Genomic DNA, 13645 nt, shown 5'->3' with positions numbered 1-13645 from the left:
CCCCATCCCGGCGCAGCCGCAATGACATAGCGCGCCGGTTCAAGGACATCGCGCGCAGGCGCACGGACATCGCGCGCAGGCGCGCTCCTACAGGGTGCCGGCTAGATCTCGACTTGCGCGCCGAGCTCGATCAGGCGGTTGCCGGGGATCTGGAAGAACGCCGTCGCCGGTAGCGCGTTGCGTGCCAGGAACGCGAACAGCTTGTCGCGCCACAGCGCCATGCCCGGGCGCCGGGCATCGGCGACGATGGTCTCGCGCGACAGGAAGAACGTCGTGTCCATCATGTCGAAGTCGAGGCCGTGGGTACTGGCCCGCTCCAGCGACAACGGGATGTTCGGATCCTCGGCGAAGCCGTAGCGCAGCTGCAGGCCGAAGAAGCCGCCGCCGTACTCGATCACTTCCATCCGTTCGTCGTAATCGGCGACCGGGGTCTCGAGCATCTCCACGGTGAGCAGCACGTTGCGCTCGTGCAGCACCTTGTTGTGCTTGAGGTTGTGCAGCATCGCGTGCGGCACCGAGTTCTGGTTCGCGGTGAGGAACACCGCGGTACCCGGGACGATCAGCGGCGGGTGGTCGGCGATGTTGGCCACGAAGGGCTCCAGCGCCAGGCCCGACTGCTTGATCTCGCGCACCACCAGGTCCCTGCCCCGCCGCCAGGTGGTCATCATGGTGAAGATCACCACGCCGAGCACCAGCGGGAACCAGCCGCCGTGGGCGATTTTCAGCGCGTTGGCGCCGAAGAACGACAGGTCGGTGATGAGGAAGATGACGCCGACGGCGATCACCGCCGACCAGTGCCAGTTCCAGCGGCGCTTGGCCACCACCAGCGCCAGCAGCGTGGTCATGGTCATGGTGCCGGTCACGGCGATGCCGTAGGCGGCGCCCAGGTTGTTCGACGAGCGGAAGCCCAGCACGGCCAGGATCACCAGCACGAACAGCAGGCGGTTGATCCACGGCACGAAGATCTGCCCGGACATCTCGCGCGAGGTGTGCACGACGGCCATGCGCGGCGAATAGCCCAGCGACATCGCTTCGCGGGTCATCGAGAACGCGCCCGAGATCACCGCCTGCGAGGCGATCACCGCTGCCGCCGTGGACAGCGCGATCATCGGATAGAGCAGGTTTTCCGGGACCAGCTTGTAGAACGGGTTTTCGATCGCGGTCTGGTCGTGCAGCAGCAGCGCACCCTGGCCGAAATAATTGATCAGCAGCGCCGGCAGCACGAAGAAGAACCAGGCCAGGCGGATCGGCTTCTTGCCGAAGTGGCCCATGTCGGCGTACAGCGCTTCGCCGCCGGTGAGCGCCAGCACCACGCCACCGAGCGCGATGAAGGCCTGCTTGCCGTGCTCGGTGAAGAACTTCACCGCGTACATCGGGTTCAACGCCAGCAGCACCTGCGGGTGCTGCATGATCTGGTTGAGGCCCAGCGCGGCCAGCACGAGGAACCACACGCACATCACCGGCGCGAAGGCCTTGCCGACCAGGTCGGTGCCGTGGCGCTGGATCGCGAACAGGATGAACAGGATCACCAGGCAGATCGGCAGCACGTAGGTGTCCAGCGTCGGCGCGGCCACCTCCAGGCCTTCCACCGCGGAGAGCACCGACATGGCCGGGGTGATCACGCCGTCGCCGTAGAACAGCGATGCGCCGAAGATACCGATCGCCGCGAGCACCCAACGGCTGCGCGGCGAGCCGCTGACGCTGCGCTGGGCCAGGGCCATCAGCGCCATGATGCCGCCCTCGCCCTTGTTGTCCGCGCGCATCACGAAGGTGACGTACTTGAGCGAGATCACCATCAGCAGCGACCAGAAGATCAGCGACAGCACGCCGAGCACGGCCGCGGGCTGCGGCGTCATGCCGTGCGTGCCCAGGGTTTCCTTCATGGTGTACAGCGGGCTGGTGCCGATGTCACCGAAGACGATGCCGATCGCGCCAAGCGCCAGCGTCGCCAGTTTCTTGCCGTGCGCGTTGCGCAATTCGTCGGCGTGGCTCATGCCCATGATTAGCTTCCCAGCGCGGCGCGGAGCGCCTTGCGGATAATGGCTTCGGCGGTGTCGCCCTCGGCGGCCACCTTGCTGACGAGTCGCGTCGCCTCGGGCGGCTTGTAGCCAAGCTGCTGCAGCGCCACGGTGGCTTCGCCGACCGGATCGACCGGTGCCGCCACGCCTGCGCTGCTCGCCGGCAAGCGTACGCCCGTGGCGTCCACGCGGTCGCGCAACTCCACCACCATGCGCTCGGCGGTCTTCTTGCCGATGCCGGGGATCTTGGTGAGGGCCACGACGTCGCCGGCATGCACCAGCCGCGACAGCTCGTCGGTGGAGACGCCGGACAACACGGCCAGCGCGATCTTCGCGCCGATCCCGCTGACCTTGATCAGGTGCCGGAACATCGCCCGCTCGGCCTCGCGCAGGAAGCCGTACAGGGCCACGCCGTCTTCCTTCACCGCATGGTGGGTCAACAGGGTGACTTCCTGGCCGGTGGCCGGCAGGTCGTAGATGGTCGACATGGGTGCGTCGACTTCATAGCCGACGCCACCGACGTCCACCAGGAGCGACGGCGGTTGCTTGCTTACGAGGGTGCCACGCAGGCGGCCGATCATCGGCGACGTCTCCATGCGGTGCGCGGGATACCCACGCGTTCAATACTGGAACGGGTATGTGCGTGGGCAATCGCAATCGCCAGCGCGTCGGCCGCGTCCGCCTGCAGCGGACCCTTCAGGCCGAGGATCATCCCGATCATGTGCTGGACCTGGGTCTTGTCGGCGCGGCCGGTACCGACCACCGCCTGCTTGACCTCGGTCGCTGCGTATTCGTGCACGACGATTCCCTGGCTGACCACGGCACACACGGCGGCACCGCGGGCCTGGCCCAGTTTCAGGGCCGAGTCGGCGTTGCGCGACATGAAAACCCGCTCGATCGCGGCTTCCGCCGGAACGTGCGTGCCGATGATGGCGCAGAGTTCGTCAAAGATGCGTTTCAGGCGCAGGGGGAAGGTGTCTTCCTTCCCGACCATCAGCGCGCCATGCCACACGTGGGTCAGCCCGCCGTCCCCGGCGACGTCGATGATTCCGACGCCCGTGCGCTGGCTGCCCGGGTCGATGCCGAGGATGCGTGTCATGACAGGGAGGCGTTCGCTTGGCGGGGCGAGCAAGGCCGGGAGGGCCTTACTCGTCGTCCGCTTCCTGCGGCAGCACCGCGTTGTGATAGACCTCGTCGACGTCGTCGAGGCTGTCCAGGCGGGCCAGCAGCTTCTGGAACTGCTCCAGGGCCTCGCCCGTCGGGGTCACCAGCGGGCCGTTGGGGCGCATCACCACGTCGGAGCCGTCGACGTCGAAGCCGGCAGCCGCCAGCGCCTTGCGCATGGCTTCCACGGCGATCGGGTCGGCCGCGAGCAACACCGTGCCCACGCCATCGGCGATGACAATGTCTTCGGCGTTGTTTTCGATCGCCGCTTCTTCCAGCTTCGCTTCCACGTCGGCGTCGCCGCCGGTGTGGACCACGACCTGGCCCACGCGGGTGAACTGGAACGCCACCGAATTGGTGGTGCCCATGTTGCCGCCGAGCTTGGTCAACGCGGCGCGGACGTCGGCGACGGTGCGGGTCTGGTTGTCGGTGACGCAGTCGACGATCAGCGCGGTGCCCGCGGGGCCGTAGCCCTCGTAGCGGACTTCGTGCATGTCGGCGCCGCCATCGGCACCCGAGCCGCGCTTGATGGCGCGCTCGATGGTGTCCTTGGTCATGTTGGCGGCCAGGGCCTTGTCGACAGCCGCGCGCAGGCGCGGGTTGCCGGCAGGGTCGGGGACGCCGCCGCGGGTGGCGATGGTGATTTCTCGGATCAGCTTGGTGAATACCTTGGCGCGCTTGGCGTCTTCGGCATTCTTGCGACCTTCGATGGACGGGCCTCTACCCATGTGCGTTTCCCGGCGATACAGAACGGACAGGGGCGGGATTCTAGCGGAACTGGGGCGCGAGGTGTCTTTTGCTGCTGGCGGGGAGACTGCGTAGGGGTCTGCGCGGCGCTCGGGCGTTCTGGCAGGACCAGCCCTCGGCGCCCACCCTCGCTGCTCAGACAGGTCCTCCGCGTTCGATAAGGTTGGCCGCAGCCGCGGCCCGTGTACCTATTGGCCTTCGGCCGCTCGCTTGTGCGGGAGATGCCGCGGCTTCGCCGCCGTGCTTTCCATTCGCGCGCAGGCGCGCTCCTTGTATCTTGGCGGTGCCTCCCATCCGGGGGGTGTGCGAAGGATTCCGGGGAGGCCGCGCGCTCCTTGAAGCAGGATGTTCCTGACTTCGCCTGTAGAGTGGCCCCCGCCCCATTGCCAACTGCGGAGAGTATCCAGAAGCCCGCGAGGGACTTCGCATACAAGGTTGCAGGGGCAAAAAATGCGGGGTCGGGGAGCCGGATCCATTCTCACGCTAACTCGCGGAGGATGTAAGGGATGGTCATGTCGATCGGATTGGACGTCAGCGCGCGCGACTGCGCCGTGGCCTCGTATGACAACGGCAAGGGTGTTGCGCTGGGGAAGTTCGAGCAAACCCCGGCAGGACATGCACGGCTGGCCAGGAAGCTTCTGGATTTACGGCCTTCCTGGGTGGTGATGGAAGCGACCGGGATCTATCACCTGGACCTGGCCATCGCGCTGGATCGGGCTGGATTGCCGGTCTCGGTCATCAACCCGCGCAGTGCCAAGCGGTTCGCCCAGCTCAAGCTCAAGGGCACCAAGACCGACACGATCGATGCGGGGTTGCTTGCCGAGTATGGCGAGGCGCTCAAGCCGGCACGCTGGATCGCACCGGAGCAGGCGGACCTGGCCCTGCGGGACCTGGGACGGCAGGTGAACCGGCTGTTGGGGGAGCGGGTCCGCGCGAAGAACCGCCTGCACGCCCTGACTGCCAAGAAGGGCACGCATGTGCTGCTGCTCGAGGACGAAACCGAGGCCGTCGCCACCCTCGATCGGCGCATCGAACGCCTGCGCGGTGCGATGCGCCAGCAGATCGACACCGATCCGGTGCGCCAAGCCCAGCTTCGCCACATGACCGCAGCCCCGGGCATCGCCGAGGTCTCGGCGATGGCGGTACTCGCTGAACTGGCCATGCTTCCCAGCACTATGAAAGCGCCGCAGGTCAGCCGCCATGCGGGCCTGGACGTTTGTCACACCCAATCGGGCACGAGCGTCCACGGACGGCCGCGGCTAAGCAAGGGCGGAAACACCTACCTGCGCGCAGGCATGTACATGCCTGCGCTGGTTGCCGTGCGCTACGACCCCTTGGTCAAAGCCTTCTACGAACAGCTGCTTCGTCGCGGAAAGGCCAAGCGCCAGGCCCTCGCGGCAGTCATGCGCAAATACCTCACCGGGCTCTGGGCTTGCCTGCGCGACAACGAAAACTTCGACGTCACCAAGCTTTTTAGCCCAGAGCACCTTAGGCAGGGTTGACCGGGAAGAGAGTATCTACAACGCCGCTACGTAGGCTCCTGTAGGAGCGCGCCTGTAGTGGTCAAGTCCTCGTGGACCACGCCGTAGGCGTTTTATGCCGCCAGCCACTCGAAGGTGGCTGGCGGCACGTCGTTTAGCCGCGAGTGCGGCCGCTGCTGGTCGTAATAGATCAGGAAGCTGGAGAAGTCCTTCGTGGCCTCGTCGAACGTCGCGTAGCCACTGGTCGGCATCCATTCGTGTTTCAGGGTGTGGAAGAAGCGTTCGACGACAGCGTTATCCCAGCAGTTTCCGCGGCGACTCATGCTCTGCCGGATGGATCGCCGGGCGAGGAAGTCGACGAATCGTTGCGCGCTGTACTGGCAGCCCTGGTCGGAGTGGAACAGCAGTGGCCCCTGCGGTTGCCGGTGCGCCAGTGCCAGCTCCAGAGCCTGCTCGGCCAGGTAGGCATCGGCCATCGAGCCGGTTGCCCAGCCCACGATGCGCCGGGAAAACAGGTCCATCACGATGGCGATATACAGCCATCGCCGCCCCACCCGAACCTGCGTGATGTCACCGGCCCAGGCCACATCCGGCGCGGCAGGATCAAACTCGCGATTGAGGTCGTTGTCGGCCACGATGGCTGGCTTGGTCGCTCGTCGATAGTGGGCGTACGGGCGGCGCCGACGCTTCAGGCCCAGCTGTTTGATCAGGGTCCGGGCCCTGTAGCGACCAACGTCATGGCCCTGATTACGCAAGCTCGCCGACAGCCGGCGCGACCCCAGGCTGCATCGCCCCTGCTCGTGTAACGTCCGCGCAGCCTTGGCTAGCACCGGCCCGATCGTCCGCTCGCGTCGCTCGCGCCGCCCGGCGTAGTAGCTGCTGCGGGACACGCCCGCCACCGCGCAAGCCCGCCTTACCGGGATCGTGCCCCTCGCCGCATCTACCGCTTGCGTGACCAGCCAGGCGGCGGATTTTGGAGAAGGGCATCGAATTTTTTTAGGAATTCGACCTCGCCCTCCAACTGGGCAACGCGTTTGCGAAGCGCGGCCATTTCCTTGTCCTGCTCGGCCTTGCCAGGCGGATGGCTCCGACGCTCGCGCTCGGCAGCCACCCAGCGCCTAAGCGCAGTGGGACCCAGCCCAAACATCTTGCACACAGCCAACACCGGCTGCCCCTGGTCCACCACCAGGCGTACGGCTTCCTTCTGCACAGAAGGGTCTACAACTCGATATCCCATGGATCACCTCGGTAGAAAGTTTGCTCCTACCTCGTGGTCCATGGGAATTAGGCCACTACAGCCTGCGCGCGATTGGCCAACAGGGCGGGGATGACGGGACATTGTCGGCGACTGGTGCGAATTCGCTCAAATGGCATCGTTTCGATGGTTTTTGGTGTTGGGTTTTGGGTTTTGGGTTTTGGGTTTGGACCACGGCATTTGCCGTCGTTCGGCAGCCCCCATCGCGCGCAGGCGCGCTCCTACACAACCTCGCCGCTGTGGTGAGGAAGAGCCCTCGGCGCCTACCCTCGAGGCGAGTTCGTGGCGGCGAGGGGGCCGGGCGGAAAAAGCCCGAAGGGGGCCGGCCACGATGGCCGGCCGTTCTTGTTGAGGCAGGATGCCGAATCAAGAACCTCCGCCCGGCACCCGGTGCGCGGCCGTAGGCCAGATAAGGAAACGGGCTGCGGAGCAGCCCCTCCCTGTCGCACGCCAGAACGCTGTTTGAGCAGCGAGGGTAGGCGCCGAGGGCTCTTCCTGCGACCACGTTCGAGCGCTGCGGGGAGGTTGGATATCGAGGACACCCCAATCGCGCGCGGGCGCGCTCCTACAGGGGCTCGAAGCGGCCCTGGCGGAGGAAATGGGCGGCCTGGCGGGCTACGTCGGCGGAGACGAGCATGCCGGAGTGGCTGGTTTCGAGGATGCAGTGGTCGGCGAGGCCCGGCAGGCGGGTCTCCTCCACGCCGACCGAACCGTCGTGCTCACTGCCGACGTCACCGATCAGCGAACCCAGGCCCACCTGCTGGCGACCGGCGATCATCCCCACCTCGCGCGGACCATCCCAGTGGTCCAGGCCATGCGACAGCAACTCGCGCGAACGGCCGAGCAACACATCGCCACCCCAGTGATGGGTCAGGCCACGGGCCGCGCCGCTGCCGTTCAACGGCGAACCCAGGCAGACGATCCGCCCCTCTGGATCCGCCATGTCGCGGCAGGCCAGCAAGGCCAGGATCCCGCCCAGGCTGTGCCCGACCACGTGCACGGGGCCGGGCGCCAGCGAGCGGATCCGTCGACGCAGGCGGTCGATCGCCTGCTCCGGCGGTGCGGCCACGCTCATGTATTCGAACTGATGGACCTTGAAGCCTTCCTCGCGCAGCCGCCGATGGAGCATGGCCATGGCGAAGCCCCGCATCCACAAACCGTGGAGCAGGACGACGTCAGGTGCTGCGGCAGTCATCGACGGATACGTCCCGATCAGGCCTTCAACGGCTCCGCCGCGTCCACGCGGACGTGCAGCTCCTTCAGCTGCGGGGCCGAGACCATCGACGGGGCGTCGGTCATCAGGTCCTGCGCGCTGGTGGTCTTCGGGAACGCGATGACGTCGCGGATGGACTCCGTGCCCGCCATCAGCGCGGCGATGCGGTCGATGCCGAAGGCCAGGCCGCCGTGGGGCGGCGCGCCCATGCGCAGGGCCTTGAGCAGGAAGCCAAACTTGGCCTCCGCCTCTTCCGTGCCGATGCCGAGCAGCTCGAACACGGCGCTCTGCATCTCCGGACGGTGGATACGGATCGAACCGCCACCGATCTCGTTACCGTTGAGCACCATGTCGTAGCCACGGCTCAGGGCCACGGCGGCGTTGGCGCGCAGGTCGGCGATGTCGTCGATGTTCGGCGCGGTGAACGGGTGGTGCAGCGCCACGAAGCGCTTCTCCTCCTCGTCCCACTCGAACATCGGGAAATCGGTGACCCACAGCGGCTTCCAGCTGTTTTCCACCAGGCCACGATCGCGGCCCAGCTTGATCCGCAGCGCGCCCATGAAGTCGGTCACGACCTTCCAGCGGCCGGCCCCGAAGAACACGATGTCGCCGTTGCCGGCGCCCGTGAGCGACAGCACCTGGTTGAGCGCGGCGTCGTCGAGGAACTTGGCCACCGGCGAGGTAATGCCCTCGCGGCCCTTGGCCAGGTCGTCGACCTTCAGCCAGGCCAGGCCCTTCGCGCCGTAACGCCCGGCGTATTCGGTGAGGACATCGATGTCCTTGCGCGACAGATCCGCCGCACCGGGGACACGCAACGCGGCCACGCGGCCGGCCGGGTCGTTGGCGGGCTCGGCGAACACCTTGAAGTCGACGTGCTTCACCGCCTCGGCGATGTCGGTCAGCTCCAGGGCGATGCGCAGGTCGGGCTTGTCCGAGCCGAAGCGGCGCATGGCCTCTTCGTAGGTCATGCGCGGGAAGCTGGCGTCCAGCTCCACGCCACGGACCTCACGGAACACGTGGCGGATCAGGTTCTCGACGAAGTCCTGCACGTCGCGCTCTTCGACGAAGGCGAACTCCAGGTCGAGCTGGGTGAATTCCGGCTGGCGGTCGGCGCGCAGGTCTTCGTCGCGGAAGCAGCGGGCGATCTGATAGTAGCGATCGAAGCCGGCCATCATCAGGATCTGCTTGAACAGCTGCGGCGACTGCGGCAGCGCGTAGAACTGGCCCGGGTGCACGCGGCTGGGCACCAGGTAGTCGCGCGCGCCTTCCGGCGTGGCCTTGGTCAGGATCGGGGTTTCGATGTCCTGGAATCCGGCGGTGTCCAGGTAGCGGCGCAGCTCGCGGACCAGCGCGGTGCGCGTGCGCATCATCTTCTGCATGTCCGGGCGACGCAGGTCGAGGTAGCGGTAGGTCATCCGCATGTCCTCGTTCGGGTTCTCGTGCAGCGCGAACGGCAGGTCGCGCGCGGCATTGAGGATCTCGACCTTGTCGGCCAGCACTTCGACCGTGCCGGTCTTCAGCTTGTCGTTGACCGACAGGCGCTTACGGACCTGGCCGGTGACCTTGACCACGTACTCGTAACCCAGCTCGCCCGCGACGGCGAAGGCCCCGGCGTTATCGCGCTCGATCACCAGCTGGGCGATGCCCTCGTGGTCGCGCAGGTCGACAAAGGCCACGTGGCTCTGCAGGCGCAGGGTGTTGACCCAGCCACACAGGGTGACTTCCTGGCCGACCAGGGACTCGTCGATGAGGCCGCAAAAATGGGTGCGCATGCGCTTGGGGCTCCGCGGTGCAATGCAAAATAAAAGACCCCGGATCGTACCACGACCCGGGGCCCCAGACCCCCACCACCACCCCCTGTAGGAGCGCGCCCGCGCGCGAATCCAACAACGCGACGAAGCGCCACTCCACCCTTCAGCGACCGATATCAGGGCCCGATATCAGCGCCCAATGTCTCACCGACCAATATCAAACTTCCCCCGGCACCCACGGTCCGCCCAGATCCCGTCCCGGGTGAACCCGTAGCTATACCCCTCGCGGCAATCGCTCTTCGAGGTCTGCTCGACCAGGCGCGCGCCACGGCCGATCGGCCAGCGGCAATACACGCGCTTGCCGTCGTTACTGTCGCAGCTGACGATCTGCCCGCCACCGCCGTAACCCGGGCGACCGCCGCCACCGTAGCCCGGCCGGCCGTCGTCCCAGCCCGGACGGCCACCACCGCCCCAGCCACCGGCTTCCTGGAAGATGCCGCGGCAACCGTCGTCCACCCACAGGCCACCGCGGTCCATGTCCCAGGTGCGGCCGCGGATGCAGGCGGTCTTGGAGTCCTGGCGAACCAGGCGGGCGTCGCGCCACGGCACCCGGCAGTACGAGCGCTTGCCGTTGTCGCTATAGCAATTGACGGTGTCGCCGCCACGCTGCGCATGGGCGGCGTGGGGAGCCATGAACAGGCCCGCGCCGAGCGCGAGCATCGCAACCAATCCAAGCAGGCGTTTCATGACCCGGTAAATCCTTTCGATGATGTGCCGCAGAAACTATCGGAATCATCCGAAACGCTGATTGAACGGATCGCAAGAAAACGATGACGTCGTAATGTTCACGACGAGTCGGTCGTCTAGTCGCCGGATTTGGCGCTCGGCGCAGGGGCTGGCGCAGGCGCCGGGGCCGGTGTGGCCGCCGGGGCGGGAGCCGGTGCCGGCGCGCCCGAGGAGCCCTCGGCAAGGTTGCGCTTCTTGTCGCCGTCTTTCTTGAAGTCGGTCTCGTACCAGCCGCCGCCGGCCAGGCGGAACTGCGGCGCGCTCAACTGGCGGGTGACCCGCGGCTCGCCACAGGACGGGCAGTTCGCCGGATCGGGGTCGGCCATCTTCTGCAGGCGGTCGAAACGATGGCCGCAGGCCTGGCACTGGAATTTGTAAATGGGCATGGCTGGTTTCGCTTTAACGTAATCCGCCGATTATCGTCCCAGCGCCCCCGCTTTAGTAGGAGCGCGCCTGCGCGCGACCCCACCCACACCGCATTGCACCAAAACGAGTAAAAAAGCCATTTCCATGCCAACCCCTATTTTATAGGGCCGAAGTTACACATATAGCCCCAACAAGGCGCAAAAGATTCTGTCGTATTGACGCGCCGCAGCACCCCTGCCTAGCGTCATTCCCAGCGCGGCCGTCGGCCGCGTCGCGAGGCGTGCCGCGCCTCGCGAGCCAACTGCTCGCCCTGGGGACCCATCGATGACGAAAGGCCTGACCCTCCGACGCAAGCCCGCCAGCCTGTGGCTGCCTGCCCTCGGTCTGATGATCGTAACGCCTGGTTACGCGCAGGATGCGACACCGCCGCCGGACGCGACCCAGGCACGACAGCTCGACCAGGTGGTCGTGACCGGCACCCGCTCCACCACCCGCACCGAAGCCAGTTCGCTGGCACCGATCGACGTGCTCAGCCCGAAGGACCTGACCTCCACCGGCAGCACCGAACTGGCGACGGCGCTCGGCCGCCTCCTGCCGTCGCTCGACTTCCCGCGCCCGGCGATCAACGACGGCAACGACGCGATCCGCCCAGCCAGCCTGCGCGGCCTGTCGCCCGATGCCACCCTGGTGCTGGTCGACGGCAAGCGCTACCACACCTCCGCACTGGTCAATTACAACAGCTCCGTCGGACGCGGTGCCGCCCCGGCCGACCTGAACTCGATCCCGATCTCGGCGATCGACCACATCGAAGTGCTGCGCGACGGTGCCGCCGCCCAGTACGGCTCCGACGCCATCGCCGGCGTGATCAACATCGTGCTGAAACACGGCGCCAAGGCGGGCTCGAACAGCATCGGCGTCAACGGCGGGATCATGGACAAGGGCGACGGTGCCACCAACGGCATCGACGGCTCGCTGGGCATCGACCTCGGCGGCAAGGGCGCCGACGCGAAGGGCTGGTTGCGCGTGGCGTGGAATTACCAGAACTCGATGAACACGAACCGTGCCTCACCGGTCAGCCTGTTCACGCCGGAGGAAGCCGCCGACGGCAACGTCGCGCACCAGCGCTACGGCGACCCGGCGGTGAAGACCTACCAGGTGCTGACCAACTTCGACTACTCGCTGGCGCACAACATCGACCTGTACGGCACGCTGGCGCTGAGCCGCCGCGACGTCACCTCCAACGGTTATTACCGTGGCGCCACCAACGCGCGCAATGTGCCGGCCATCTATCCCGATGGCTTCCTGCCGCAGATCATCAACCACACCAACGACAGCACCGCGATCCTCGGCGTGAAGGGCGTCACCGATGGCGGATGGCGTTGGGATGCGTCCGGCAACTACGGGATCAACTCGCTGGTGTTCGACGTCGGCAACAGCGTCAACACCAACCTGTACTACACCACGGGTGCCTCGCCGACCTACTTCAACGCCGGCACCTTCAAGAACTCGCAGGGGCTGGCCAATGTCGACATCAGCAAGGACCTCAGCGTGGGCTGGCTGCAGAATCCGCTGACGGTCGCGTTCGGCGCGGAGTACCGCAAGGAGAAATACCAGATCAACGCCGGCGACCCGGACTCGTATTACTTCGACCAGGACACGCTGATCCCGGGCACCGACACACCGTATGCCGGCGGAGCACAGGTATTCCCCGGCCTCTCGCCTTCGGCGGCGGGTAGCTTCACCCGGCATAGCGAAGCCGCGTACGTCGACCTGGAAACCGATGTCACCGACAAGTTCTCCGCGGGCGTCGCCGGCCGTTACGAGCACTACAGCGATGCGGGCGCGACGCGTTCGGGCAAGCTGTCGGCGCGATACCAGTTCACCCCAACCTTCGCGCTGCGCGGCACCGTGTCCAATGGCTTCCGCGCGCCTTCGCTGGCACAGCAGAACTACCAGTCGGTGGTGACCATCATCGACCCGAGCACCGGCCAGCTGGCACAGACCGGCACCTACCGCACGTCCGATCCCGCCGCGATCGCGCTCGGTGCCAAGGCGCTCAGACCGGAGAAGTCCGCGAACTACGGCCTCGGCGCGGTGTGGGAACCGATCGCCAACCTGAGCGCGACGCTGGACATCTACCAGATCCGCATCTGGCACCAGGTGCTCTACTCCGACACGATCAGCCTGACCGACCCGGTGCTTGCCGCGTACTTCAACAGCGTGGTGCCCGGCCAGCAGGTCACCGCCGTGCAGTACTTCGCCAACGCGGCGACGACGCGCACGCGCGGTGCCGACCTGGTGCTGAATTACCGGATCCCGACCGCGAGCGCGGGCCAGTTCAACCTGATGGCCAGCGGCAACTACAACAAGGTGAAGATCCTCGACGTCGCCGCCACGCCGGCGATCCTGCAGGCGAATTCGTCCGAAGGGCTCGAACTGTTCGGTCGTTCCAGCCAGGGCCTGCTGACCAAGGCGACGCCGCGCACGAAATTCGTGTTCGGTGGCGACTGGACGCTGGATGGGTTCAATGCCCACGCCGACCTGACCCGCTATGGCTCGGTGACGCGCGTGACACCCGATCCGTCGACCGACCAGAGCTTCTCCGCCCGCTGGTTGCTCAACACGTCGGTGGGGTACACGCTGGAACAGTGGAACTTCACGCTGGGCGTGGACAACGTCACCAACCAGTATCCGACACGAGTGAGCCCGACGGACAGCGGCGAGGATTACTTCAGCGGCTTGCAGTATTCGGCGCTGTCGCCGTTCGGGTTCAACGGGCGGTATTTTTACGCCAAGGCGGGATTTCGGTTCTAGCGGTCACCCGTCACGCAGGCGCGCCCCCTGTAGGAGCGCGCCTGCGCGCG

General features: G+C 66.5%; 12 protein-coding genes. 2 read left to right on the top strand and 10 right to left on the bottom strand.

Annotated features, from left to right (window positions below):
* Nucleotides 1-101: 101 nt before the first annotated feature.
* From KPL74_21470 to KPL74_21455, 4 genes are read right to left on the bottom strand one after another with little or no spacing between them, the layout of a single operon-like run.
* Nucleotides 102-1994 carry a potassium transporter Kup gene (locus tag KPL74_21470; GenBank protein ID QWT20299.1) on the bottom strand — a complete coding sequence of 631 codons (1893 nt, stop codon included), beginning with the start codon at nucleotides 1992-1994 and terminating at the stop codon, nucleotides 102-104.
* Nucleotides 1995-2002: 8 nt separating this feature from the next.
* Nucleotides 2003-2599 carry a Holliday junction branch migration protein RuvA gene (ruvA, locus tag KPL74_21465; GenBank protein ID QWT20298.1) on the bottom strand — a complete coding sequence of 199 codons (597 nt, stop codon included), beginning with the start codon at nucleotides 2597-2599 and terminating at the stop codon, nucleotides 2003-2005.
* Nucleotides 2596-3117 carry a crossover junction endodeoxyribonuclease RuvC gene (gene ruvC / locus KPL74_21460; protein QWT20297.1) on the bottom strand — a complete coding sequence of 174 codons (522 nt, stop codon included), beginning with the start codon at nucleotides 3115-3117 and terminating at the stop codon, nucleotides 2596-2598. Before ruvC ends, ruvA begins: the two co-directional genes overlap by 4 nt.
* A 46-nt stretch (nucleotides 3118-3163) precedes the next feature.
* Entirely contained in the window at nucleotides 3164-3910 is a 747-nt protein-coding gene (locus KPL74_21455) for a YebC/PmpR family DNA-binding transcriptional regulator (protein ID QWT20296.1), read from the bottom strand.
* A 531-nt stretch (nucleotides 3911-4441) separates the two neighbouring features.
* On the opposite strand from KPL74_21455, the gene KPL74_21450 reads away from it, so the two are divergent.
* Nucleotides 4442-5431, top strand: a complete 990-nt coding sequence (locus KPL74_21450) for an IS110 family transposase (GenBank protein ID QWT20295.1) — start codon at nucleotides 4442-4444, stop codon at nucleotides 5429-5431.
* Between the two features lie 92 nt (nucleotides 5432-5523).
* Here the strand turns inward: KPL74_21450 and KPL74_21445 are convergent, their stop codons facing one another.
* The 6 genes from KPL74_21445 to KPL74_21420 all read right to left on the bottom strand — a co-directional run bounded on the left by KPL74_21445 (nucleotide 5524) and on the right by KPL74_21420 (nucleotide 10801).
* Nucleotides 5524-6300, bottom strand: a complete 777-nt coding sequence (locus tag KPL74_21445) for an IS3 family transposase (GenBank protein ID QWT20294.1) — start codon at nucleotides 6298-6300, stop codon at nucleotides 5524-5526.
* A gap of 50 nt (nucleotides 6301-6350) precedes the next feature.
* On the bottom strand, nucleotides 6351-6620 hold the full coding sequence (locus KPL74_21440) for a transposase (GenBank protein QWT20293.1): 270 nt from the start codon (nucleotides 6618-6620) through the stop codon (nucleotides 6351-6353).
* Nucleotides 6621-7230: 610 nt separating this feature from the next.
* Nucleotides 7231-7860: an alpha/beta fold hydrolase gene (locus KPL74_21435; protein QWT20292.1), complete on the bottom strand. Its 630-nt coding sequence runs from the start codon at nucleotides 7858-7860 to the stop codon at nucleotides 7231-7233.
* A 17-nt stretch (nucleotides 7861-7877) separates the two neighbouring features.
* Nucleotides 7878-9650, bottom strand: coding sequence for an aspartate--tRNA ligase (gene aspS, locus KPL74_21430; protein QWT20291.1), 1773 nt, complete (start codon nucleotides 9648-9650; stop codon nucleotides 7878-7880).
* Nucleotides 9651-9833: 183 nt separating this feature from the next.
* The gene (locus KPL74_21425; protein QWT20290.1) at nucleotides 9834-10376 is read right to left on the bottom strand and encodes a DUF3011 domain-containing protein; all 543 of its coding nucleotides are present in this window, start codon (nucleotides 10374-10376) and stop codon (nucleotides 9834-9836) included.
* A 116-nt stretch (nucleotides 10377-10492) separates the two neighbouring features.
* On the bottom strand, nucleotides 10493-10801 hold the full coding sequence (locus KPL74_21420) for a zinc ribbon domain-containing protein (GenBank protein QWT20289.1): 309 nt from the start codon (nucleotides 10799-10801) through the stop codon (nucleotides 10493-10495).
* 304 nt (nucleotides 10802-11105) lie between these two features.
* On the opposite strand from KPL74_21420, the gene KPL74_21415 reads away from it, so the two are divergent.
* Nucleotides 11106-13595: a TonB-dependent receptor gene (locus KPL74_21415; GenBank protein ID QWT20288.1), complete on the top strand. Its 2490-nt coding sequence runs from the start codon at nucleotides 11106-11108 to the stop codon at nucleotides 13593-13595.
* Nucleotides 13596-13645 lie beyond the last annotated feature (50 nt).

It is taken from the genome of Bacillus sp. NP157, from assembly GCA_018889975.1.
In the GTDB taxonomy this organism is placed as follows: Bacteria; Pseudomonadota; Gammaproteobacteria; order Xanthomonadales; family Rhodanobacteraceae; genus Luteibacter.
The sequence above is the reverse complement of the archived record's forward strand: the minus strand, read 5'-3'. Positions and strand labels throughout refer to the sequence as shown.

Coding starts and splice junctions, on each gene's coding strand:
- KPL74_21470 (QWT20299.1), bottom strand. CDS start 1,994: ATGAGCCACGCCGACGAATTGCGCAACGCGCACGGCAAGAAACTGGCG.
- ruvA (QWT20298.1), bottom strand. CDS start 2,599: ATGATCGGCCGCCTGCGTGGCACCCTCGTAAGCAAGCAACCGCCGTCG.
- KPL74_21435 (QWT20292.1), bottom strand. CDS start 7,860: ATGACTGCCGCAGCACCTGACGTCGTCCTGCTCCACGGTTTGTGGATG.
- KPL74_21455 (QWT20296.1), bottom strand. CDS start 3,910: ATGGGTAGAGGCCCGTCCATCGAAGGTCGCAAGAATGCCGAAGACGCC.
- KPL74_21415 (QWT20288.1), top strand. CDS start 11,106: ATGACGAAAGGCCTGACCCTCCGACGCAAGCCCGCCAGCCTGTGGCTG.
- KPL74_21450 (QWT20295.1), top strand. CDS start 4,442: ATGTCGATCGGATTGGACGTCAGCGCGCGCGACTGCGCCGTGGCCTCG.
- KPL74_21420 (QWT20289.1), bottom strand. CDS start 10,801: ATGCCCATTTACAAATTCCAGTGCCAGGCCTGCGGCCATCGTTTCGAC.
- ruvC (QWT20297.1), bottom strand. CDS start 3,117: ATGACACGCATCCTCGGCATCGACCCGGGCAGCCAGCGCACGGGCGTC.
- aspS (QWT20291.1), bottom strand. CDS start 9,650: ATGCGCACCCATTTTTGCGGCCTCATCGACGAGTCCCTGGTCGGCCAG.
- KPL74_21425 (QWT20290.1), bottom strand. CDS start 10,376: ATGAAACGCCTGCTTGGATTGGTTGCGATGCTCGCGCTCGGCGCGGGC.